Source organism: Mycobacterium parmense, assembly GCF_010730575.1.
Classification (GTDB): Bacteria; Actinomycetota; Actinomycetes; order Mycobacteriales; family Mycobacteriaceae; genus Mycobacterium; species Mycobacterium parmense.
Genome location: NZ_AP022614.1, coordinates 2841923 through 2863716 on the forward strand (window position 1 = coordinate 2841923; position 21794 = coordinate 2863716).

A 21794-nucleotide genomic window follows, 5' to 3' on the forward strand; every position below is an offset into this window, starting at 1 on the left:
TGCGCGGTTCTCCTGGCGCGTTGAGCGTGCGAGCTTCGACAAAAACGGTCATTCGATTAACGCCCTTCGCAAAGGATGATCAGGGCAAGCGACAACGGTGTCCCATGGGCGCCCGTGTAATTCGGCAGCTGTGGACTCAACCTCTCGCGAGTCTACCGGCGATCGCCGCCGCGGGTGCCCGCAAAACGCGATCGCCCGCCGGCTTTTTGCCCGACGGCTCGATTCCCGTGCTCCTCAGAACCGTGACATGGACTGACGCAGCGTCGTGTGCGGGCTCTGGCCGTAGGTCTGCCGGTAGAGGACGGCGAAGCGGCCCGTGTGCGCGAAACCCCAGCGCTGCGCGATTTCGGTGACGGTCGTGGTCGCCGTCGATCCGGCGGTCAGCTCCTGGTGGGCGCGGTTGAGCCGCAGGCGGCGCATGTACTCCGTCGGTGTGGTGCCCAACTGACGCCGGAACAGGTACTGCACCGCCCTCGGAGTCAGATGCACCGCGGCGGCGACGTCATTGATGCCGACCTCGCCGGCCGCGTGGCGGTGGATGAAGGACACCGCGTCCTTCAAGGTCCCGGGAAGCGCGGGGTCGCCGTCCGGGTCGCGCCCCGCCACGTTAGACGGGTAGCACTCGAGCAGCGCCGCGGCCAGCAGGGGTGTCATCGCCGCGACGATCAGCGGCTGCTGGGCCGTGTCGGGAGAGGCCAGGCTCTGCGCCACGTAATCCAGCGCCCGGTGAAACGCGCGCACGTCGGCCCGCGAACGCGGCCGCCAGCTCAGAAACCGAGTCTGCTGCGACAGCGGCGGGCGCCGGTCCGCCGCGGCCCTGTGCAGCGCGTCGGCCCCGATCGTCACCACGTCGAACCGGGCGGCGTTGCACTGCAGGCCGCATGGAATCCCGTTGGCGACCAGGATGGGGAAATCGATGGTCGGGAACGCGCAGCCGGCGACGTTCAGCGACCCGGCGCGCGGCCGGACCACGACAATGCGGTCGCCGGCCGGGATCTCGAGGGCCAGCTTCCCCTGGACCGCCACCTCGTCGACGATGAGCGACGGCGTTTCGCAGCGCCGATGGGTGATCGCCACCCGGCCGCCGGCCCCGGTGACGCGCCACCCCGGCGCGTAGGCGGTGGTGAAGAACTGACGCGCGGCCTGCGGATCGACCGTGCGAAACTCCGCGTGGCGAACCGCGGCCCTGCCGAGCCCCTGACCCTGCTCGCCGTCGAGACCGCGCGGCGTGTACGCGTCCGGCTGTCGGCTGACTGTACGGGCGATCGCGTCGGATGCGGTCTTCTCGGTGGTACTCGTCATCGTCGTCATGGCCTGCCCACGGAAGGGGCCTTACACGTTCTGATCATTGGATCACCGCGCCACCGCAGGCTGCAACTCCGGTGTGGACGCCCGCACCGCGCCGACCTTGCCATAGATGTTGACCGAATCGAGGGCGATCCGGCCCCAGGCGAAACGCGACACCGCGCGACTGCGGCCCGCCGCGCCCATGCTCTCGCGCTGAAAGGCCTGCGAGAGAAGGCCTCGCAGAGCGGCCGCCAGCTCGGCTCGGCTCTCCGGAGGCACCAGGATGCCGGTGACGTTGTCGACCACGGCGTCTTTGAGCACACCGACGGACGACGCGACCACCACCACCCCCGATGCCATGGCCTGCAGCACCGTTGTCGCACGCGGCGGCCGCCGCGGCGTGCACACCACCACGTCTGCGGACCGCACCAGCACCGGCAGCTCGTCGTCGGCCACCGTGCCCACGAAGCGGACGCGGTCGGCAACCCCGAGTTCCGTGGCCAGACATCCCAGCCGTTTTCGCGCGTCACCCGGTTCGCGGCCGCTGACATCGGTCTCCGCGAGCAGCAACTCCGCGTCCGGGACACGAGGTAGGGCGCGGATGACGGTGTCAAATCCGTTGTGCAGCAATGGATTAGGCGCCAGACCAAGTATACGGTGCAGGTCGGTGCGGGCAAGGGCCGGACCGACGGGGGTGTACCGCTGCACGTCGACGCCGGATGTCAGGGCGGACACCCGCGCCCGGCTGCGCCGCAGCCGCGCCAACACGTCGACGTCGGCGGCGCACTCGCCGGTCGCCCACGTCGCACCCCGCGCGAGCAGCGGCTCGAGGCGTTCTCGCTCCGCGACGGGTTTCGAACCGCCCTCCGCGCGGGGCCGCGCCGATGCGGCCAGACCCAGGAAGGACTGGACCGTCGGCAACCGTCGGCGCCGGGCGGCCAGTTGCGCGGCCAAACCCCCCAGCCAGCCGTAGGCGTGCACGACATCGGGCGATTCCGACGCCCATTCGTCCTCGAGCCGGGCGGCCCACTCCCCGACGTGGGGCAGGCCCCCGGACGCCTGCGCGGCCGGAGCAGTCGGGTAGCAGGCAATGGGCTCGTGCCCGAGGACCGCGAGGGCGGCGCAGAGTTGCTGAAGGTGATCACCCGAGACGTCGTCGCCGCCGACGATCGCAATCCTCACTCCACCACCTCCGATCCGCCGCGCCCGCATTATTTGGCTAAGCGGCGTACCCAGGCTGTCCGCGTTCGAAACCCGAACCGCGCACCGTTTCGTCAGGCGCGGCGGCGTTTCGCACAGCGGACAGCCGCAGGGGCCGAAACGAACGGATCGGCCACGCGGCGGCGCGCCCCGCCCGGTCGGTGGACACTGAGACACATGGCGTGCGATCCGCACTGCCCGGTCGTCGGGTTGGTAGCCCTGGTCGCCTCGGCGGGCGGCCTGGACGCGATCTCGTCGGTCCTGCGGGATCTGCCGGTCGATCTCCCGATCACGGTCGTGGTGCAACAGCACCTCGGCCGCCACGACAGTGCGCTGCCGTCGATTCTGCGCAGGCAGACGGCGCGCCCGGTCCGCTGGGCGAAGCACGGTCAACACCTCGCGGCGGGCGAGGTGGTGGTCTGTCCGCCGGCGGCCTACGTCGAACTCACCCCCGGGGGCCGCTGCCGCGTGCGCGCCATGGGCGATTTCGGCGGCCGGCGCTTCGACGTGCTCCTGAAGTCGATAGCGCGGTCGTACGGACCCCGCGCCGCCGGTGTGGTGTTGTCGGGGTCCGGGAGTGACGGCGCCGCGGGCACCGCCGCGATGAGGCGGGCCGGTGCCGTCGTCATCGCCGAGAGCCCCGAAACCGCGCTGTACCCTTCGATGCCGGTCGCGGCCGCGCGGGCGGGCGCCAACCGGGTGCTGCCTTGCCGTCGGATCGCTGAAGCCCTGACCGACATCGTCGGCGGGGCTCCGCCGACCGGGTTGCCGCCGTGGGAACCCGCGGACGAGCAGGGCGAAGGGCTCCCCCGCGGGTGGCTTGACGACGCCGGCAGCAGCGCGGCGACCCGCGCCGCGCAGGCCCGTGCGCGCGCGGAGGAACTCGGCCGCCGGCGCCGGGACCTGTCCGCGGGCTCCCGTGCCACCACCGAGACGCTGGCCACGGCGCGGCGCAGGGTCGGTGAGTCGCGGCGCCGCGCGCAACTGGCGTACCAGGCGGCCCAGGAGGCCGCCGCCCGCTGGGGGCACTGATCGCCGCGGGGACGACTAGCCCACGACCTCCATCAACAGCAGCGCGCCACACACCGCTCCCCCTTTGGAATGAAACGAGGTGCAGGTGACACGCACCTTGGTGGGGCGACCCCGCCTATTGACCCCGTCCACCACCGTCTCGCCGGAGCTGTCCGGATCCACGAACGCGTTGCCGATCAAGGGCCGGACACCGTCCAAAGGGAGCCCGATGTCCAGAGCCGTCAAGGGTGAACCCGTCGCCTCCTCGGCGCGCAGACCCCAGAGCTCTTCGCAGCCCCGGTTCCACAGGACCACCTGCAGCTCGCGGTCCACCACGACCATGCCTACGCGCGTCGAGTCGACCAGCGAGTCCAGGAAGTTCTGCGTTTCGTCCAGCTCCAGGCTGCGGTCGCGCAACATGTCGTTGATGGTGTGCAGCTCGTCGTTGGTGGACTGCAGCTCCTCGTTCATGGTCTCGAGCTCTTCGTTGGTGGACTGCAGCTCCTCGTTCGTCGTTTCGAGCTCCTCGACCGTGGACTGCAATTCCTCGTTGGTGGTCTCGAGCTCTTCGTTGGTCGACTGCAGTTCCTCGTAGGCCGCCTCCAGCTGGCGGTTGGTCTCGACGACCTTGTCGAGCAGGGCGCGGGTGGCCGTGACGTCGAAAAACACGATCGACACGCCCAACAGGCCGTTCTCGGCGTCGACCAGTGGATTCACGTGGATCTCGAACCACACCGTGTCGGCGCCCGGCCGCTGCCACTTGACGTCCTGGATGCGCGCCGAACGGCGGTCGACCTTGGCCTGTTCGAGGTAGGCGCGCAGCTCGACCGGCCGGTAGGACACCTCGAGGTCGCGCAGCAGCCTGCCGATGTCGCGGGCCGAAAGCCCGAAGATGGTCTCAGCCTGCTGGTTGATCATCGCCACGGTGTCCTCGCCGGTGACGACGATCTGCGCTACCGGGCTGGCCCGGAAAGCCAAGTCGCGCACGGTGGTCAGGCCCGTGAGGTCGACCTGACGTTCGTAGAAGGCGCCCGCGGGATCGTAGCGCTCCATGCCGGTCGGGGCCCCGGCTGCCTTGCGGAAGATCCGGTGTTTGAGGCTCAGCGGAGCGAAACGGTCACCCTGGCTGAGCAGCATCTCGGCGTGCCCCAGGAACAGCGTGCCCTGCGGGGCGAGCGCAAAACGCAAGCGCCCCACCACGTTGCGCTGCGTCTCGGCGTTGAGGTACATCAACGTGTTGCGGCACACCAGCAGGTCGACGCGCGAGATCGGCGCGTCCTTGACCAGGTCGTTGCGGCCGAAGATCACCGCCCGGCGCAGATCTTTGTGAAACACGTAGCGGCCGTTGACCCGCTCGAAGTAGCGGGTCAACAACTCCGGCGGCACCGATTCGACGACCTTGGCGTCGTAGGACGCGGCGCGCGCCTCGGTGAGCGCGTCCTCGTCGATGTCGGTGGCGTAGATCTTGACCCGCTGCCGGAAGCTGTCGGGACCCAGCGCCTCGGCCAGCAACATGGCCAGCGTGTAGGCCTCCTGCCCCGACGCGCACCCGGCGCTCCACACCCGGATCGGGTCACCGGGCCCGCGCTCGGCCAGCATCCTCGGGATGACTTCCGCGCCGACGAAATCCCAGGCGTCCGCGTCGCGGAAGAAGGCGGTGACGTTGATCAGGATCGTGTTGAACAGCGACGCAAATTCGTCGGAACTGGCCTGCAGGACGTCGAGGTATTCCTCGAAGGACTTGTAGCCCACCTGGTCCATCCGGTGCCGGACGCGGCGCATCAGCGAGGTGCGCTTGTAGCCCGTGAAGTCGAAGCCGCGAGAATCCCGCATGTAGCGCAGCAGCGCCTCGAAAGCCTCGTCGGTCGCGCTTTCCATCCGATTCCGTCCGATCGCAGCCTGCACCGAAGGACCTGAACACTACTCCGGCGTCAGATCTTGTTTTCGCGACCGACCGACGCCCACACCGTTTTGCCCGACGACGTCGGATTGGCGCCCCACGCCTGGCACAGGGCGGAGACGATGGCCAGCCCGGAGACTATCTCGGCGCCGCGGTAGGCATCCTCGTGCCGGCACGGCAGGGTGTCGCTGAGGTCCTGCACGGCGACAGTGACGGTGCTGCCATCGCTTTCGACGATCAACACCGGCGCGCTGTCGGTGTGGTCGAGGACGTTCTCGATGAGGACGGTCGCCACCGTGGCTGCGACCGAGACCATCTCGGGGCTGCCCCAGCGGGTGAGCCAGTCGGAGACGACGTCGCGCGCGCGCCCGACGCTGGCCCTGGCGCGCAGGAGCTCGACACTCGCCCGCCGCCGAAGAGGCAATGACGGGTCGCCGAGGGCGTCCACCGCCGAGTCCAGCGTGGGATGCACGGGGAGGTAGCGGGCCGCCCCGCCGGCCCGTATCGCCTGCCGCGTGCGCGGTTGCGCGCACACCAGCAGGACGGGCACATCCGGCCAGATGCTGACGTGCCAGCGGGCGCTGGTGAACGCGGACCAGGCTGAGACCGACGGCGCGGCAAGGCCGTTCACGTCGACGATCACCGCGCGGGGTTCGCCGAGCGCGGTCTTGATGACCGAGTCCCGCACGATCCGGTAGGTCGAACTGTCCAGCACGCCGGTGACCGTCAAAAGCGGAACGTCGCGGTGGGTGTCGACGGCGACGTGAACGACCGACCGGAGCTCATCCACCGCCACCACCGCGTTCCGGGCCGACCGTCGACAATCGCTCGCCGAGCACCGTCGGCGCCCGCTCGGTTTCGTCGGCCATCTCCTGATACCGCCGGGACTTCATGGCGATGCGGTTCTCGAATTCCATCGCGGCGTCTGGTTTCATCTCGAGATCCTCTGTGTGTTGGCGGGACAGGTCGTTGAGGACGGAACCGATCTCGGACGCCGCGGCCTGCCGACCCACCACACCCGCGTTGAGCGCGTTGGTCGGCATCGCCGGGAACAACGCGTCCTCGGGCGCCTGGCAGATGGTGGCGCCGCCCCGCGAACGGATGGCGGCCAGCCCCAGCACGCCGTCGTCAAGCGCGCCCGAGAGCACAACGCCGATCGCCCGGGAACCGAACGCCAAAGCCACCGAGCGGAACAACGCGTTGATCGCGGGCCGGTGCCCGTTTTCGGTCGGCCCCTGCGACAGCGCGACCCGTCGGCCGGCGACCAGCAGGTGGCGGTCGGGTACTCCGACATAGATGCGCCCGGGCTCGAGTTCGGCGCCGTCCTGCGCGGCGACCGCGGGCAGCGGCCCGCTGCGGTCGACGATCCGCGCCAGTACGCTGGGCGCGCCGGCCGGCACATGCAGGACGATCAGATAGGCGTAGGGCAGTTCGGCGGACAGGCCGGCGGCCAGCCGCGACAGTGCTTCGACCCCGCCCGCCGAGGCACCGATCGCGACCACCGCACGCAAGTCTGGGTTCTCGCTGGTCGCGTCAATCACCACTTTCGACTACCCCTGCTGAGCGTAGGTATTCCGTGCGTCCACCGATAGTGCAGCCCGTCGGCGCATCGGGTTTTCCCGACGGGACAGCCGGGCATTCCGCATTGAGGCTTGTTTGGGCACTGGACGTCCACACAGGTTGATGTGCACGGGAGGATGTCATGCCGAATTCATCGATAAAGAACGAGAAGATGTACCGCGAGCTGCGCAAACAGGGTGACTCCAAGGAGAAGGCGGCGCGTATCGCGAACGCCTCCGCCGCGCGGGGCACATCGTCGGTGAGTCGCAAAGGCGGCAAGTCCGGCTCCTATGCGGACTGGACGGTGCCGCAGCTGCGGCAGCGGGCGAAAGAGCTTGGGATGTCGGGCTATTCGAAGCTGAACAAGGACAAGCTGGTCGCCAAGCTGCGCAACCACTGACCGGTGTCAGCCGGTCAGCCCAAGCCGCTTCGCGAGTAGCAGGAAAGCCGCGGCGTAGTGATTGTCGGCGGTTTGCTCTTCGATGCGATCCCAGTCCAGCCGCTCCCGCACCGCCGGTCCTCGGGCGTGCGCTCGACGGAGAATCCTGCGTCGGTCAGGGTGGCCACCGCGCCGGCCACGTCGGATTCGGCCACCACCAGGTCGACGTCGTGACTGGGTTCGGGTGCGCCGTAGGCCCATAACGCGTAGCTGCCGGCCAGCGCGAACCGCGGCCCGTTCTCCTTGAGCGCCGACGCCGCACCGCGCAGCACCCGGCGCAACTGCGTGCCGTCGGCGGGAGTGTCGAGGGTTGCCATGGTGGCTGGGTCATACCCTCCCGATCGGCCGGGCAACCTGACCGCGCAGTAAGCAACCCTGAAAGCAACCCTTTGTAAGGCCGTTTAACTGCCGAAAAAACAGGGGAATCTCCGGTTATGTCAGCCCCCGTGCATCGTGCGTACGACGCGGCCGCCGTCGTCATCCCCGCTCACAATGAGCGGGCAAAGCTGCCGTCCTGCCTGCGCGCCGTGCTGACAGCCGCCCTCTGCGCGCCCATCCCCGTCATGATCGTGGTGGTGCTCGACGACTGCGACGACGGCAGCGCGGAGCTGGCCGGCCAATACGGACCCGACGTGCACTTCGTCCAGGTCGACGCCCGCAACGTCGGCGCGGCACGGGCGGTCGGCTTCAACTACGCCCGTTCGCTGCTCGACGCCGACGACAAGTGCTGGTATGCCACCACCGACGCCGACAGTCGGGTGGACCCCGGCTGGCTGGTGCATCAGCTGGGGCTGGGCGCGGACGTGGTGCTGGGCGTCGTCCGGGTGACCGACTGGCGCTCGGCCGCCGACGTGGCCGAGCGCTACACCGCGGCCTATGAGGCCGACAGCGAACACATCCACGGAGCCAACATGGGCTTCAGCGCGCGGGCGTACTGGCGCGTCGGTGGTTTCCGGCCGCTGGCGACCGGCGAAGACGTCGACCTGGTCGGGCGATTCGAGGCGGCCGGCTACTGCATCCACCGGGACACCGAATTGTCGGTCATCACTTCAGCACGAATCCAGGCTCGGGCGCCGCACGGATTCGCTCACCACCTCAGGCAACTGAGGAGATCGGCGGCGGGTGATTGCGCGTGACGGCGGGCCTGGTTAAGCACTGGCTGGAAACGGGGCGACTCGAGCTGCCGCTGCCCGCGTCGGGGCGCACGGCCGAACGCTGGCACCGGCTGGAACAACTCGCCGAGGACAACATCGTCGCGGCCCGGGTCGCCGAAGCCCACGTCGACGCCGTCGCCATCCTGCACGAACTCGGCGGCAAGCCCCCCGACCCCGGACAGCTCTGGGCTGTGTGGGCTGCCGAGGCCCCGGACGCGGTCCTGACGGCATCCCGCACCGACAGCGGGGCGATGACGCTCAACGGCACCAAGGTGTGGTGCTCGGGCGCCGGCTTCTGCACGCACGCCCTGGTGACGGCCCGGCTCGAGGACGGACGACGCGGCCTGTTCGCGGTGGCCGTGACCGACGCCACCGTCAAACCACTGCCCAGCACGTGGTGGAACGCGGGCATGGCCGGCAGCGACACCCGGCCCGTTCAGTTCAGCAACGCCGCGGCCGTTCCCGTGGGCGATCCGGGCGACTACCTGAGCCGGCCGGGTTTCTGGCACGGCGCGATCGGCGTGGCCGCCTGCTGGCTCGGCGGGGCGCGCCGGGTCGCCGACCCGCTCTACCGCAGCGCCGGCAGCCAGTCGGCCGACGCGTACTCGCTGGCGCACCTCGGCGCGATCGACGCCGCGCTCGCCGCCGGCGACGCGATGCTGGCCGCGGCCGCGGCCCAGGTGGACTCCGACCCGTTCGACCGGTCCGGCACCGCGCAATTGCTGGCCCGGCGCGTCCGCTCGGTGGTGGAACACGCGGTCGACGAGGCCATCACCCGCACAGGTCGCGCCCTGGGGCCCGGCCCGCTGTGTCAGGACGGCCGGCACGCGCAGCGCGTCGCGGACCTGAGCATCTACATCCGGCAAAGCCACGCGGAGCGCGACCTGGCCGAGCTCGGTCGGCTCGCGGGCGGCCGGCGGTGACAGCGGTGGCGGCCGCGGGCAATTGCGCCAGGTTCGCGGCCAAACCGCTGGTCCACGGCGGCACGCCGGCGCCGCTGTGGGTGGCCGGCGCGGCCCTGGAGGCCCTGAAGCCGCTGGATTGGGCGGGGTGCGCGCGACTGGTCGTGGTCGCGCCGCATCCCGACGACGAGACCCTCGGCCTGGGCGCCACGTGCGCGCAGCTGGCCGCGTCGGGCATCGACGTGCAGGTGGTATCGGCCAGCGACGGCGGCGCCGCGGTGCCCGGCGCGACGCCGTCGGAGCGGTACCGGCTGGAAACCACCCGCAAGCACGAACTTGCCCGGGCGACAGACCTTTTGGGTGTCCGGCCGCCCACGTCGCTGGGCCTGCCCGACGGCGAGCTGGCCGACCACGAGGACCGGCTCGCCGACCTGCTGACCGAGATCCTGGCGGCCACGCCCGGGACGTGGTGCGCGGCCACCTGGCGGGTCGACGGCCACCCCGATCACGAAGCCGTCGGGCGCGCCGCGGCCACGGCGTGCGCCCGCACGGGCGACACCCTGCTCGAATACCCGGTCTGGATGTGGCACTGGGCCACGCCGGCCGATGCGGCGGTGCCGTGGGAGCGGGCGTGCGCGGTGCGCCTGTCCGGGTGGGCGGTCGAGCGCAAGCGCCGCGCCGCACGCTGCTATCGCAGTCAGTTCGAGCCGGCCCCCGGAGAATCGTCGCCCGTGCTGCCCGCGTTCGTGTTGCAGCGCCTCCTGGCGGTCGGCGAGGTCGTCTTCCGGTGAGCGCACGGCTCCCCGACGGCTACTTCGACGAGATGTACGCCGGGGCCGAGGATCCGTGGCAGTTGGCGACGCGGTGGTACGAGCAGCGCAAGTACGCCCTGACCATGGCCATGCTGCCGCACCCCCGCTACCGGCACGCCTTCGAACCGGGCTGCTCGATCGGCACGCTCACCGCGCAGTTGGCCCGGCGCTGCGACCACGTCACCGCGGTCGACGTCGCCGCGTCGGCGCTGCGCACCGCGGACGCCCGGCTGCGCGAAGCCGGCTGCCGCGACCGGGTGACCCTGAAGCGGGCCTCGATGGACCAGGCGTGGCCGGCCGGGCCCTACGACCTGCTGGTGCTCAGCGAGGTCGCCTACTACCTGCGCGGCGACGCGCTGGCGGCGGTGCTGCGCGAAGAATGCCCACGGCTGCGGCCGGGCGCGGTCGTCGTCGCCGCGCACTGGCGCCACGACGTGGCCGACTACCCGCTGACGGGCGACTCGGCGCACGCCGTCATCGCGCAGACCCCCGGGCTGACCCCGCTGGCGTGTTACCGCGACGACGACGTCGTCATCGAGATGTTCGACACCGGCGACGCCCGCTCGGTGGCGGCCCGCGAAGGGCTGCCCGGCGCGCGCTGACCGTCCCTGAGAAGCGGGCGTGAGCCGCTAGGCACGGCTGTCCCCGGTCCATCCGAGAGCGGCCATGCGTCGCTCGACACGCTCGATGTCGTCCGCGGAGGGCAGCTCGTGGGTCACGCGGGTGATGGCTACCCCCACGTCGGCGCTGTCGATCGACGGGTGGTTACCGGCGGCGAGCCTGCCGATGACTGTCGGGATCTCGTCGTCTGAGACGCGGCGCGGCAACAGGGCCAGCAGCGGGACGTAGCCGAGGGCCGGGGCTCCGGCGGGGTAACCCGCCCGGAAGAACGCCACGATGCTCGCCACCAGAGCGCGCAACCCCATCTCTCACCTCGCTAACCCACCGCACGTTACCCATCGGTGCAGGTTGCTGCCAGGGATAGCCGGGCGTGGCGGTTTGAAACATCGCCGGTGCGCACAGACCGCCCGGCGCAGAAAAAAGGGGGCCCGGCCCCCCGTTGGACCGGACACCCCGCGTCAGAACTACTGATTTTCCTTCTGACGTTCTTCGGCCGCCTTCGCGCCGGCGCGCGCCGACTCGGCCTCGGCTTCCTTCTTGCCGGCGTCGCGTTGGGCGTCGGCCTTGTCCTGTTGCGCCTGGCCCTCTTCGACCAGGTCGTCGCGACCGGCGACCGTGCCGCCGACCTCTTTGAGCTTGCCCTTCACGCCCTCGACGGCGCCCTTCACGGCTTCCTGCGGACCGCTCTTGTCGTCTCCCACGAGTCGACCTCCCTTTGGTTGTGGCTTGCACTTGCCCGGTGTCGGGAATCGGCTCCGGGCATGCACCAGACGGCTTCCCGCCCGGCGCGCGATCAAACACCCCGGCACGGCCGATCCGGGTCACGTGTGTTCGGCACGACATGTCCGTTTGAAGTCAGCGATGACGGGTACCAACGGATCCCGACTACGGAAGCGGGTGAGTTCAGTGACCACCATCGCCGTGCTGGGGGCAACCGGCACCGCCGGGGTGCGAGTCGTCGCCCGGCTGAGGGCCCGCGGATACCCGGTGGTCGAGGTTTCCCGCGGACACGGCGTCGACCTGGTGTCCGGGCAGGGCCTGTCCCAGGCGCTCGACGGTGTGGACCTGGCGATCGATGTGTCCAATCCCCGGCCCGAGGACAGGTTCTCCGACTTCACCCAGACGCTGGTCGCCGCCTCGCGCAACATCGTCGGCGCCTGCGCGGCCCACGAGGTGCAGCGGTTGGTGGTGTCGACGATCGACAGCATCGACGACCCGGTGTTCGACGGTGACCCCTATTACGAGGGCAAGCGGGCCGCCAAGGCGATCTTCCTCGACGCTCCGGTGGCGACCACGATCGTGAAATCGACGCAGTGGTATGAGTCCGCGACCGATCCCGCCACGGTGAGCGGCGACGAGGAGGAGGTGACCGTCCAGGATCTGCTGATCCAGCCCATCGCCGCCGACACCGTCGCCGACGTGCTGGTCGAGACGGCCCTGGGCCAGACACACAAGCCGTGCGCCATCACCGGACCCGAGGCCATCCGGCTTCCGGAGCTGACGTCGAAGGTACTCGCGCTGCACGGCGACAGCCGCCGTGTGCGTCCGGTCCCGCCGCCCATCGCCGGACTCGCCACCGGTGCGCTGCTGGCATCGGCCCAGGCGATCGTCGTCGGCCCCGACGTCGACACGTGGCTGGCGACGTGCGCGGCGACCACAACCGATACCGCGTGTCACCAAAGCCGGTAAGCGAAGCGGACTCGCGGTGTGGCGGGGCCAGGAAACGAAAGCCGCCCGGTTTGCAAAACCCGCCGCACCGTTCTGTGATCGATTGCGAAGGCGCACAATTGGAGTCTCATCACGACCGTGAACGTTCGGGTCGCAGGTCACAATCGCGTCACGATTTCATAAGGATCGGGCGTGTTCCTTAAGAAGCGTCGCGCATATCGAACGAAAGTCGTTGCAATGCTTGGCAAATCGTCCACGATCCCGCGATCCGGATACGCACGTTCGTTGTCAGCGAACGCCGCCCGCGCCGACTTCGGCTACGTTGGGCTTCGAGGACCGGGAGCCTCTCTGCAGCATCAATCAATTCGAAGGACACACTGATCATGAAAATCAGCAGTAACGTCGCGCGCCGGCGGGTGGCCGGCGTCAGTGCCGGCTGTCTGCTCGGGGGCGTGGCCATGGGGATCGCCGGCGCGCCCTCGGCGGCCGCAGCGCCCGACTGCAGTCCCGGCGGCGTGAACGCCACCGTGTCGTCGGTGGAAGGCACGGCGCAGCAGTACCTCGCGGCGCACCCCGATGCCAACCAGGTGGTCACGGCCGCTTACGGTCAGCCGCGTCCGCAGGCGGAGTCGAGCCTGCGCGGCTACTTCACCGCTCACCCGCAGGAATACAACGACCTGCGCGGCATCCTGTCGCCGATCGGCGACACCGAGCGGCAGTGCAACGTCACAGCGCTGCCGCCCTACCTGGAATCGGCCTACCAGGAGTTCATGGCCGGCTGATATCCCGCCGACAACGACCCGCCACAACGCCGTGGCGGGTCGTTCTGCGTTTCGCGGCGCGGCACCCACGTGTGAACCCCCCGCGCGGCGGGTAATTGTCCAGTCAGCGAAAGGGACTGGGGCTGGAGGTCAGGAATGCGGCTGCGTCGCAGCGTTCTCAGCAAGCCGGGGATCGCGCGCAAGCGCCGGGGCAAGGGTTTCGCCTACTACGGGCCCGACGGCGATCCCCTCGCCGACCCGGATGCCGTGCAGCGCATCAAGGAACTCGTCATCCCGCCGGCGTGGAAGAAGGTCTGGATCTCACCGCATTCCAACGACCACATCCAGGCCGTCGGCGTCGACGCGGCGGGGCGCCGGCAGTACCTGTACCACACGGCGTGGCAGCAGGAGCGTGCCGAGGAGAAGTTCGACCGCGTGCTCGAGCTCTCCACCCGGCTGCCGGCGCTGCGCCTCGAGGTCGCAGAAGACCTGGCGCGCAAGGGATTGACCCGCAGACGGGTGCTGGCGCTGGCGCTGCGGCTGCTCGATCGCGGCTATTTCCGCGCCGGGGGCGAACAGTACGCCGAGGAGCACGAGTCCTACGGCCTGGCCACGCTGCTCTGCGAGCATGTGACCGTGCGGCGCGACGCCGTGGCCTTCGACTTCCCCGCCAAGAGCGGGGTGCGGCGCACGGTCGAGATCGAGGACCAGGAGGTGGTGCGCGCGGTCCGCGCGCTGAGCCGACGGCCCGAATGTACCGGGCGACTCCTGGCGTGCCGCACCTCTTCCGGCTGGGTCGACCTGCGATCCGACGACCTCAACGCCCGGTTCAAGGAACTCGTGGGCGACGAGTTCACCGTCAAGGATCTGCGGACCTGGCACGGGACCGTGCTGGCCGCCGCGGCGTTCGTGGACGCCGACCCGCCCGTTTCGGAGCGGGTGATCAAGCGCGTCGAGTCCGCGGTGATGAAGGAGGTGGCCGCAGGCCTCGGCAATACCCCCGCGGTGGCGCGCGGCTCCTATGTGGATCCCCGCGTGGTGTCCGCCTACGAACAGGGGTTGACCATCGCCGCGGCTGCGCGCCGTGCCGAACGCGCCCGCGAACCCGCGGTGGCGCAGGAGATTCTGGAGAAGGCGACCCGGATGCTGATCCGGCGGGTGGCCAGAGGCGACACCGCATCCGGACCGTCGGCGCTACCCAGAAGCGCGTGACAGGCGGGGGGTGCCGTCCGCCGAAGTCGAGGCGGCGCGGCACACGAACAGCGCCCAGTCGCAACCAATCGCGACCGCTCTGCGGCAAACTATGGGGCGGCCTTCGACAGGTTGCCGGATCACCGCGTTGCGCGCGGCGGGGCTGACCTGCCTGGGAAACGCTACGCCGCAGGGGTTTTGAGGTCGGCCGGGCGGTCCGCGCCGGGCGAGGGAGTTCAGACGAATAACGCCGGTGATTGCGGGTACGCCCCCGACAGCGTGAGGTCGGTCCGCGCTGCGCTTTGACCTCGTGCCATTGCCGCCTGACCACCTAGGAGGGTACGAATGTCCAAACCAACCGTGGGTGACTACCTGCTCGAGCGGCTGCGCGCGTGGGACGTGCAGCACGTGTTCGGCTATCCCGGCGACGGGATCAACGGGATCCTCGCCGCGTGGGGCCGCGCAGACAACAATCCGCAGTTCATCCAGTCGCGCCACGAGGAGATGAGCGCCTTCGAAGCGGTGGGTTACGCCAAGTTCACCGGGCGCGTCGGAATCTGCACGGCCACCTCGGGCCCCGGCGCGATCCATCTCCTCAACGGCCTCTACGACGCCAAGCTGGACCACGTCCCGGTGGTGGCCATCGTCGGGCAGACCAACCGCACCGCCATGGGCGGCAGCTACCAGCAGGAGGTCGACCTGCTGAGCCTGTACAAGGACGTCGCCAGCGACTACGTCCAGATGGTCACGGTCCCCGAGCAATTGCCCAACGTGCTGGACCGCGCGATCCGGGTCGCGATGACGCAGCGGGCCCCGACGGCGCTGATCATCCCGAGCGACGTCCAGGAGCTGCCGTACTCGCCGCCCGAGCACGCCTTCAAGATGGTGCCCTCAAGCCTCGGCATCGAATACCCGTCGATCGCGCCGGATGATGCCGCCGTCGCCCGCGCGGCCGAGGTGCTCAACTCGGGCAAGAAGGTCGCCATCCTGGCGGGCACCGGCGCGCGCGGCGCGCACGCCGAGCTGGCCGAAGTGGCCGACCTGCTCGGCGCGGGAGCGGCCAAGGCCCTGCTGGGCAAAGACGTGCTCTCCGACGAACTGCCGTGGGTCACCGGTTCGATCGGGTTGCTGGGCACTCGGCCCAGCTACGAGTTGATGCGCGACTGCGACACGCTGCTCACCGTCGGCTCGAGCTTCCCCTACACGCAGTTCCTGCCGGAGTTCGACCAGTGCCGCGCGGTGCAGATCGACATCGACGGCCGGTTCATCGGGATGCGGTACCCCTACGAGGTCAACCTGGTCTCAGACGCGAAAACCGCACTGCGCGCCCTGATCCCGCAGCTGCGCCGCAAGGAGGACAGGTCGTGGCGGGAGACCATCGAGAAGAACGTGGCCCGCTGGTGGGAGACCATGGACAAGGAGGCCCACGTCAGCGCCGACCCCATCAACCCGATGCGGCTGTACTCCGAGCTCTCCCCGAAGCTGCCCGACGACGCGATCGTGACCGCCGACTCCGGGTCCGCGGCCAACTGGTACGCGCGCAACCTGCGCTTCCGCGGCGACATGAGGGGCTCGCTGTCCGGCACGCTGGCCACCATGGGTCCCGGCGTCCCGTACGCGATCGGCGCCAAGTTCGGCAACCCGCGACGGCCGGTCATCGCCTTCGTCGGCGACGGCGCCATGCAGATGAACGGCATGGCCGAGCTGATCACGATCAAGCGGTACTGGCGCGAGTGGGAGGACCCGCGCCTGGTCGTGGCGATCCTGCACAACAACGACCTCAACCAGGTCACCTGGGAGATGCGCGCTATGGCAGGGGCGCCGAAATTCCATGAATCGCAGGCGCTTCCGGATGTCGACTTCGCGGCCTTCGCGGCGAGCCTGGGCCTGAACGCGATGGCCATCAAGGACCCCGAAGAACTGGGCGACGCCTGGCGCAACGCGCTGTCGGCCGACCGCCCCACCGTGCTGGACGTCTTCACCGACCCCAACATGCCGCCGATCCCGCCGCACGCCACCTGGGACCAGTTCAAGGCGGCCACCACCGCCGTGCTCTCCGGTGACGAGGACCGCGTCGGCTTCGTCAAGGTCGGGCTCAAGACCAAAGCGCAGGAGTTCCTGCCGCACAAGAAGAGCTGATCGGTGGCCGGCAAACAACCAGAACTCGACGGAGAGTTGGCATGACGACAGGTACGGGCCGCACGCCCAAGTTGTACGACACCGTGGCCGCCGATCTGCGCGACCACGTCGACGGCGAAGTCCGGTTCGACCCGGGCTCGCGCGCGGCCTACTCCACCGACGCGTCGAACTACCGGCAGGTTCCCATCGGCGTCGTGGTGCCCCGCACCCCGGAGGCCGCGGCCGTCGCGATCGGCATCTGCCGCCGCCACGACCTGCCGGTGCTGTCCCGGGGCGGCGGCACCAGCCTGGCCGGGCAGTGCTGCAATTCGGGGATCGTCGTCGACTGGAGCAAGTACTGCACCCGGGTCGAGTCGGTGGACGCCGAAGCCGGCGTGGCGGTGGTGCAACCGGGTATCAAGCTCGACGTCCTCAACGACCGGTTGCGGCCGTCGGGCTGGATGGTGGGACCCAAGCCGTCGACTCACGTCAGCTGCACCATCGGCGGGATGATCGGCAACAACTCGTGCGGGTCGACGGCCCAGGCGTACGGCAAGATGGTCGACTCGGTGCGCCGGCTCGAGGTGCTGACCTATGACGGTGTGCGGATGTGGGTGGAGCCGACCGACGATGAGCAGTTCGACCGGATCGTCGCGGAGGGCGGCCGGCGCGCGGAGATCTACCGCGGCCTCAAGTCGCTCGCCGAGCGCTACGCCGACGACATCCGGTCGACCTACCCGCAGATCCCGCGTCGGGTCTCTGGATACAACCTCGATTCGCTGTTGCCCGAGAACAACTTCGACGTGGCCAAGGCGCTGGTCGGCTCCGAGAGCACGCTGGTCACCGTGCTGCGCGCGGAGCTGGCGCTGGTGCGGGTGCCGGCGGCCAATGCGCTGGCCGTGCTGGGTTTTCCGGACATCGCCGAGGCCGCCGACGCGGTGCCCGCGGTGCTCGAGCACCAGCCCGCGGCGCTGGAAGGCCTGGACCACCGCCTCGTCGATCTCGAGCACTCGCGGCGGCTGGCCGAGAAGGCCTTGCGGCAGCTGCCCGACGGCAGGGCGTGGCTGATGGTCCAGCTCGACGGCGACGACCAGGACGACGCCGACCGCAAGGCCAAGTCGATGATCGAGGCCGTCCAGGACAAGACGGGCGCCAGCGCCATCGTGCTCGACGACCCGCAGCGCAAGAAGGAGGTCTGGGCGGCGCGCGAGGCCGGGCTGGGCGCAACCGCCTATCCGCCGGGCGGGCCGGACACGCACGAGGGCTGGGAGGATGCCGCCGTCCCGCCGGACCGGCTCGGCGACTACCTGCGCGACTTTCACAAGCTGCTCGACCGCTACGACTACGGAACCGCCTCGCTCTACGGCCATTTCGGCCAGGGTTGCGTGCACACCCGTATCCCGTTCGTGCTGTGGACCGCGGAGGGCATCGCGAAATACCGTTCGTTCGTTGAGGATTCGGCACGGCTGGTGGTGAATTACGGCGGTTCGCTGTCCGGTGAGCACGGTGACGGCCAGTCCCGCGGCGAGCTGCTGCCGATCATGTTCGGCGAGCGCGTGATCGGCGCGTTCGAACAACTCAAGGCGCTCTTGGACCCGAACAACCGGATGAACCCCGGCAAGGTGGTGCGCCCGTACAAGCTCGACGAGAACCTGCGCGAGGGCGTCGGCTACCGCCCGATCGAGCCCACCACCATGTTCGCCTATCCGCATGACGATCATCGCTTCTCGCGTGCGGCGCACCGCTGCGTCGGAATCGGCAAGTGCCGCGGCGACGAGTCGGGCGTGATGTGTCCCAGCTACCGGGCCACCCAGGAAGAGGAGCACTCGACCCGCGGGCGGGCGCGGTTGCTGTTCGAGATGGTCAAAGGCGACGTCATCACCGACGGCTGGCGCTCCGCCGAGGTCCACGACGCGCTGGATCTCTGCCTGGCCTGCAAGGGTTGTCGCAGCGACTGCCCGGTCAACGTCGACATGGCAACCTACAAGGCGGAGTTCCTGTTCCATCACTACCGGGGCCGCTTCCGGCCGATGGCGCACTACTCCATGGGCTGGATCCCGCTGTGGGCGCGGCTGGCCGCGGTGGCACCGCGGCTGCTCAACACCGTCACGCACACTCCCGGGGTGTCGACGATGATCAAGAGGGCCGGCGGAATCGACGTCCAACGCGACATGCCGAACTTCGCCGGCGAGCGGTTCACCCACTCGTTCGCGCGACGCGAAGCCGTCCCCGTCGCTGCGTCGCGCGGCCGCGTGTTGCTGTGGCCGGACACCTTCACCAACAACTTCGAGCCCGAGATCGCCCACGCGGCCGTCGCGGTGCTGGAGTCGGCCGGCTTCGACGTCGAGGTGCCGCGCAAAGCGGTGTGCTGCGGCCTGACCTGGATCTCCACCGGCCAATTGCGCACCGCCAAACGGGTTCTGCGCCGCAGCCTGGCGGTGTTGAGCCCAGCGCTGCGCGCCGGCACGCCGGTGGTGGTGCTCGAGCCCAGCTGCGCCGCGGTGTTCCGGTCCGATCTGCCCGAGCTGTTGCACGGCGACGAGGACGCGCACCGGTTGGCCGAGCAGACCTTCACGCTGGGCGACCTGCTGGCCGACAAGGCGCCCGACTGGGAACCGCCGCACGTGGGGGCCGACGCCGTGGTGCAGCAGCACTGCCATCAGCACGCGATCCTTGGCTACACCCACGAGCGCAAGCTACTCGAACAAGCCGGCGTCCAGACCGATGTGCTCGACGCCGGATGTTGCGGTCTGGCAGGCAATTTCGGCTTCGAAAAGGGCCACTACGACGTGTCGGTCGCCTGCGCCGAGGACAAGTTGCTGCCCGCGATCCGCGATGCCGACCGCGACACGATGGTGCTCGCCGACGGCTTCAGCTGCCGCCTGCAGGTCCGCCAGCTGGCCGCCGATCGCCGGCCGATGCACTTCGCGCAGGTGCTCGCCGGCGCCCTGGCCGGGCGCACGTCGCGGGCGCGCCGGCTCAACCTTCCGTAGCCTGGCACGCCTTGCGCACGTCGTCGACGAACAGCCGGTGGGCCTCGTCGTGACCCGCTCCGCGGTCCCGCAGGATGGCCGGCGGGTACCGACCCTGGCCGTCGCGGCCGAAGGCGGCCAGAATCGGCAGTGAGCGCAAGGAGGCGCCCTCCGTGACCGACTTCGATCCCTACGGCCAGCACCCGTTCACCTACGATCCGCTGGGCCGCGTTCCCTACCCCGATCCCCCGCCGGGTCCGCCGCCCTTCGCGCCGCCGCCACCACCGCCGCAGCGCCCGCCCGCCAACGCCTTCGCGACGTTGTCGGTGGTGTTCGCGTTCGTGTTCGCGCCCCTCGGCGCGATCCTGGGCCACGCCGGGCTGCGCCAGATCCGCCGCACCGGCGAACCCGGCCGCGACCGGGCCGTGCTGGGACTCGCGCTGTCGTACGCGTTCACCGCCCTCGCACTGGTCGCACTGGTGGCGTGGGCGGTGCTGGGCGCCTCCACCGCCGATCGGACCGCCGCCCCCGCGACGACGTCGACCGCACCGCCGGGACCCCCGGGACCCACGGTCGCGCCCGACGCCGTGGCCACGCTGCTGCCCGGCGCCGACGCGCTCAGGAATATCACCGGCGACGCCAACCTGGAGTCAGGCCAGACCTGGGACCACCCGGCGAGGTCGGATCGGGAGGGCACGATCGACCGGCAGGAGTGCTGGGCGAGCATCGCCCCGGGCACCCCCGACGCCTACCCCGCCGGCACCGTCACGGGGTACCGCGCGGCGGAGTTCACCGATACCCGCAGCCTGCTCAAATCGGTCCAGATCATCGCGGCGACGGCCACGTTCCCCGACCCGCCGGCGGCCCGGTCGCAGTTGGCCCGGGTGCTGTCCGGGTGGCGCCAATGCGGCGGCACCACCGTGGACGTGACGATGCCGGGCGGTCCCGCCGTTCCGTTCGACCTCGGGCCTCCCGTCGACGCCGGCAACGGCGTCACCACCATGGACCTGACCCCGAAGGGCCTGCAGGTGCGGTCCGTCCGGGCGATCGCGGCCAAGGCAAATGTCGTCGTCGACTTGTACGTGGCCGACAAGGGCACCACCGACGCCGGCGCGGCCCGCCAGACCGCCGGAAGCATCGCGACCTACATCCTCGGCAAGGTCCCCGGCTGACGGGCCGTGCCCACCACTCGAGGCACCCGCCTCAGTAGGGTGGGCCGTATGGAATATCTCGACGTGGACGGTGTCGGGCGGGTCAGCCGGATCGGCCTGGGCACCTGGCAGTTCGGGTCACGCGAATGGGGCTACGGGGACAGCTATGCCTCGGGCGCCGCGCGTGACATCGTGCGCCGCGCCCGCGCCCTGGGCGTGACGCTGTTCGACACCGCCGAGGTGTACGGGCTGGGTAAGAGCGAGCGCATCCTCGGCGAGGCCCTCGGCGACGAGCGCGCCGAGGTCGCGGTGGCCAGCAAGATCATGCCCGTCGCGCCGTTCCCCGCCGTGGTCAGGCAGCGCGAGCGTGCCAGCGCGCGGCGGCTGGGGCTGGACCGCATCCCGCTCTACCAGGTGCACCAGCCCAACCCGGTGGTCCCCGACTCGGTGATCATGCCGGGCATGCGCGACCTGCTGGACAGCAACAAGATCGGCGCGGCCGGCGTCTCCAACTACTCGCTGGACCGGTGGCGCAAAGCGGACGCGGCGCTCGGTCGGCCGGTGATCAGCAACCAGGTCCATTTCTCGCTCGCCCACGCCGGCGCGCTGGAGGACCTGGTGCCTTTCGCCGAGCGCGAGAACCGCATCGTGATCGCCTACAGCCCGCTGGCACAGGGCTTGTTGGGCGGCAAATACGGCCTCGACAACCGGCCGGGCGGGGTGCGCGCGGTCAACCGCCTGTTCAGCACCGAGAACCTGCGCCGCGTCGAGCCGCTGCTGCAGACGCTGCGCGACGTCGCCAAGCAGGTCGACGCCAAGCCCGCTCAGGTGGCGCTGGCCTGGCTGATCAGCCTGCCCGGTGTGGTCGCCATCCCCGGTGCGTCCAGCGTCGAGCAGCTCGAGTTCAACGTCGCGGCGGCCGACATCGAGCTGCCGGCCGATTCACGCGACGAGCTGACCCGGGCGGCGCGGGCCTTCCGGCCGACCTCCAACGGGCGCTTCCTGGCCGATCTGGTCCGCGAGCGGCTCGGGGTGGGCTGAGCCCAC

At 70.1% G+C, this 21794-nt stretch carries 20 protein-coding genes and 2 pseudogenes; 13 read left to right on the top strand and 9 right to left on the bottom strand.

What is annotated here, in order from left to right:
• Positions 1-234 precede the first annotated feature (234 nt).
• Positions 235-1302 carry a helix-turn-helix transcriptional regulator gene (locus G6N48_RS12960; RefSeq protein WP_372511271.1) on the bottom strand — a complete coding sequence of 356 codons (1068 nt, stop codon included), beginning with the start codon at positions 1300-1302 and terminating at the stop codon, positions 235-237.
• Between the two features lie 51 nt (positions 1303-1353).
• Positions 1354-2469 (bottom strand): glycosyltransferase, encoded by a 1116-nt coding sequence (locus G6N48_RS12965; protein WP_085267794.1) that lies wholly within the window; start codon positions 2467-2469, stop codon positions 1354-1356.
• A 195-nt stretch (positions 2470-2664) separates the two neighbouring features.
• Between G6N48_RS12965 and G6N48_RS12970 the strand changes: the two genes are divergently transcribed.
• Positions 2665-3519 carry a chemotaxis protein CheB gene (locus G6N48_RS12970; protein WP_085267793.1) on the top strand — a complete coding sequence of 285 codons (855 nt, stop codon included), beginning with the start codon at positions 2665-2667 and terminating at the stop codon, positions 3517-3519.
• A gap of 15 nt (positions 3520-3534) precedes the next feature.
• Here G6N48_RS12970 and G6N48_RS12975 read toward each other — a convergent pair whose 3' ends face one another.
• From G6N48_RS12975 to G6N48_RS12985, 3 genes and pseudogenes are all read right to left on the bottom strand, one after another.
• On the bottom strand, positions 3535-5376 hold the full coding sequence (locus G6N48_RS12975; RefSeq protein ID WP_085267792.1) for a CheR family methyltransferase: 1842 nt from the start codon (positions 5374-5376) through the stop codon (positions 3535-3537).
• A 53-nt stretch (positions 5377-5429) separates the two neighbouring features.
• Positions 5430-6188 carry an STAS domain-containing protein gene (locus G6N48_RS12980; RefSeq protein ID WP_085268048.1) on the bottom strand — a complete coding sequence of 253 codons (759 nt, stop codon included), beginning with the start codon at positions 6186-6188 and terminating at the stop codon, positions 5430-5432.
• Positions 6189-6279: 91 nt separating this feature from the next.
• Positions 6280-6936, bottom strand: a pseudogene (locus G6N48_RS12985) (chemotaxis protein CheB); the annotation flags it as partial.
• 164 nt (positions 6937-7100) lie between these two features.
• On the opposite strand from G6N48_RS12985, the gene G6N48_RS12990 reads away from it, so the two are divergent.
• Complete coding sequence (locus G6N48_RS12990) at positions 7101-7358, top strand: DUF7218 family protein (RefSeq protein ID WP_085267790.1); 258 nt, start codon at positions 7101-7103, stop codon at positions 7356-7358.
• 6 nt (positions 7359-7364) lie between these two features.
• Here the strand turns inward: G6N48_RS12990 and G6N48_RS12995 are convergent.
• Positions 7365-7714, bottom strand: a pseudogene (locus G6N48_RS12995) (hypothetical protein).
• Between the two features lie 117 nt (positions 7715-7831).
• On the opposite strand from G6N48_RS12995, the gene G6N48_RS13000 reads away from it, so the two are divergent.
• From G6N48_RS13000 to G6N48_RS13015, 4 genes are read left to right on the top strand one after another with little or no spacing between them, the layout of a single operon-like run.
• Complete coding sequence (locus tag G6N48_RS13000) at positions 7832-8533, top strand: glycosyltransferase (RefSeq protein ID WP_085267789.1); 702 nt, start codon at positions 7832-7834, stop codon at positions 8531-8533.
• Positions 8530-9474 carry an acyl-CoA dehydrogenase family protein gene (locus G6N48_RS13005; protein WP_085267788.1) on the top strand — a complete coding sequence of 315 codons (945 nt, stop codon included), beginning with the start codon at positions 8530-8532 and terminating at the stop codon, positions 9472-9474. The genes G6N48_RS13000 and G6N48_RS13005 overlap by 4 nt, the downstream gene beginning before the upstream one ends.
• Positions 9471-10244, top strand: a complete 774-nt coding sequence (locus tag G6N48_RS13010; RefSeq protein ID WP_085267787.1) for a PIG-L deacetylase family protein — start codon at positions 9471-9473, stop codon at positions 10242-10244. The genes G6N48_RS13005 and G6N48_RS13010 overlap by 4 nt, the downstream gene beginning before the upstream one ends.
• On the top strand, positions 10241-10867 hold the full coding sequence (locus tag G6N48_RS13015; RefSeq protein WP_232066614.1) for an SAM-dependent methyltransferase: 627 nt from the start codon (positions 10241-10243) through the stop codon (positions 10865-10867). The genes G6N48_RS13010 and G6N48_RS13015 overlap by 4 nt, the downstream gene beginning before the upstream one ends.
• A gap of 27 nt (positions 10868-10894) precedes the next feature.
• Here G6N48_RS13015 and G6N48_RS13020 read toward each other — a convergent pair whose 3' ends face one another.
• Together G6N48_RS13020 and mbp1 are read right to left on the bottom strand one after the other, a co-directional pair.
• The gene (locus G6N48_RS13020) at positions 10895-11191 is read right to left on the bottom strand and encodes a DUF3349 domain-containing protein (RefSeq protein ID WP_085267786.1); all 297 of its coding nucleotides are present in this window, start codon (positions 11189-11191) and stop codon (positions 10895-10897) included.
• Positions 11192-11350: 159 nt separating this feature from the next.
• Positions 11351-11587, bottom strand: a complete 237-nt coding sequence (gene mbp1, locus G6N48_RS13030; RefSeq protein WP_085267785.1) for a microaggregate-binding protein 1 — start codon at positions 11585-11587, stop codon at positions 11351-11353.
• Positions 11588-11783: 196 nt separating this feature from the next.
• On the opposite strand from mbp1, the gene G6N48_RS13035 reads away from it, so the two are divergent.
• From G6N48_RS13035 to G6N48_RS13055, 5 genes are all read left to right on the top strand, one after another.
• On the top strand, positions 11784-12575 hold the full coding sequence (locus tag G6N48_RS13035; RefSeq protein WP_085267784.1) for an SDR family oxidoreductase: 792 nt from the start codon (positions 11784-11786) through the stop codon (positions 12573-12575).
• Between the two features lie 362 nt (positions 12576-12937).
• Positions 12938-13336 carry a heme-binding protein gene (locus G6N48_RS13040; protein WP_085267783.1) on the top strand — a complete coding sequence of 133 codons (399 nt, stop codon included), beginning with the start codon at positions 12938-12940 and terminating at the stop codon, positions 13334-13336.
• A gap of 135 nt (positions 13337-13471) precedes the next feature.
• Positions 13472-14527, top strand: a complete 1056-nt coding sequence (locus G6N48_RS13045) for a DNA topoisomerase IB (RefSeq protein WP_085267782.1) — start codon at positions 13472-13474, stop codon at positions 14525-14527.
• Between the two features lie 324 nt (positions 14528-14851).
• On the top strand, positions 14852-16645 hold the full coding sequence (locus tag G6N48_RS13050) for a thiamine pyrophosphate-requiring protein (protein WP_085267781.1): 1794 nt from the start codon (positions 14852-14854) through the stop codon (positions 16643-16645).
• 41 nt (positions 16646-16686) lie between these two features.
• Positions 16687-19617, top strand: a complete 2931-nt coding sequence (locus tag G6N48_RS13055; RefSeq protein WP_085267780.1) for an FAD-binding and (Fe-S)-binding domain-containing protein — start codon at positions 16687-16689, stop codon at positions 19615-19617.
• On the opposite strand, the gene G6N48_RS13060 is transcribed toward G6N48_RS13055, so the two are convergent.
• A complete protein-coding gene (locus G6N48_RS13060) occupies positions 19604-19756 on the bottom strand; it encodes a hypothetical protein (RefSeq protein ID WP_163670749.1) in 153 nt (50 codons plus the stop codon). The genes G6N48_RS13055 and G6N48_RS13060 overlap by 14 nt on opposite strands.
• Before the next feature lie 13 nt (positions 19757-19769).
• On the opposite strand from G6N48_RS13060, the gene G6N48_RS13065 reads away from it, so the two are divergent.
• Both G6N48_RS13065 and G6N48_RS13070 read left to right on the top strand, forming a co-directional pair.
• Positions 19770-20768 (top strand): sensor domain-containing protein, encoded by a 999-nt coding sequence (locus G6N48_RS13065; RefSeq protein WP_232066615.1) that lies wholly within the window; start codon positions 19770-19772, stop codon positions 20766-20768.
• Between the two features lie 48 nt (positions 20769-20816).
• Entirely contained in the window at positions 20817-21788 is a 972-nt protein-coding gene (locus G6N48_RS13070) for an aldo/keto reductase (protein WP_085267778.1), read from the top strand.
• The last annotated feature ends 6 nt before the right edge of the window (positions 21789-21794 follow it).

Excerpts from the sequence above, each read along its gene's own strand:
- G6N48_RS12960 (WP_372511271.1), bottom strand. The coding sequence starts at position 1,302 with ATGACGAGTACCACCGAGAAGACCGCATCCGACGCGATCGCCCGTACA.
- G6N48_RS12970 (WP_085267793.1), top strand. The coding sequence starts at position 2,665 with ATGGCGTGCGATCCGCACTGCCCGGTCGTCGGGTTGGTAGCCCTGGTC.
- G6N48_RS12975 (WP_085267792.1), bottom strand. The coding sequence starts at position 5,376 with ATGGAAAGCGCGACCGACGAGGCTTTCGAGGCGCTGCTGCGCTACATG.
- G6N48_RS12990 (WP_085267790.1), top strand. The coding sequence starts at position 7,101 with ATGCCGAATTCATCGATAAAGAACGAGAAGATGTACCGCGAGCTGCGC.
- G6N48_RS13000 (WP_085267789.1), top strand. The coding sequence starts at position 7,832 with ATGTCAGCCCCCGTGCATCGTGCGTACGACGCGGCCGCCGTCGTCATC.
- G6N48_RS13020 (WP_085267786.1), bottom strand. The coding sequence starts at position 11,191 with ATGGGGTTGCGCGCTCTGGTGGCGAGCATCGTGGCGTTCTTCCGGGCG.
- G6N48_RS13040 (WP_085267783.1), top strand. The coding sequence starts at position 12,938 with ATGAAAATCAGCAGTAACGTCGCGCGCCGGCGGGTGGCCGGCGTCAGT.
- G6N48_RS13045 (WP_085267782.1), top strand. The coding sequence starts at position 13,472 with ATGCGGCTGCGTCGCAGCGTTCTCAGCAAGCCGGGGATCGCGCGCAAG.
- G6N48_RS13050 (WP_085267781.1), top strand. The coding sequence starts at position 14,852 with ATGTCCAAACCAACCGTGGGTGACTACCTGCTCGAGCGGCTGCGCGCG.
- G6N48_RS13055 (WP_085267780.1), top strand. The coding sequence starts at position 16,687 with ATGACGACAGGTACGGGCCGCACGCCCAAGTTGTACGACACCGTGGCC.
- G6N48_RS13070 (WP_085267778.1), top strand. The coding sequence starts at position 20,817 with ATGGAATATCTCGACGTGGACGGTGTCGGGCGGGTCAGCCGGATCGGC.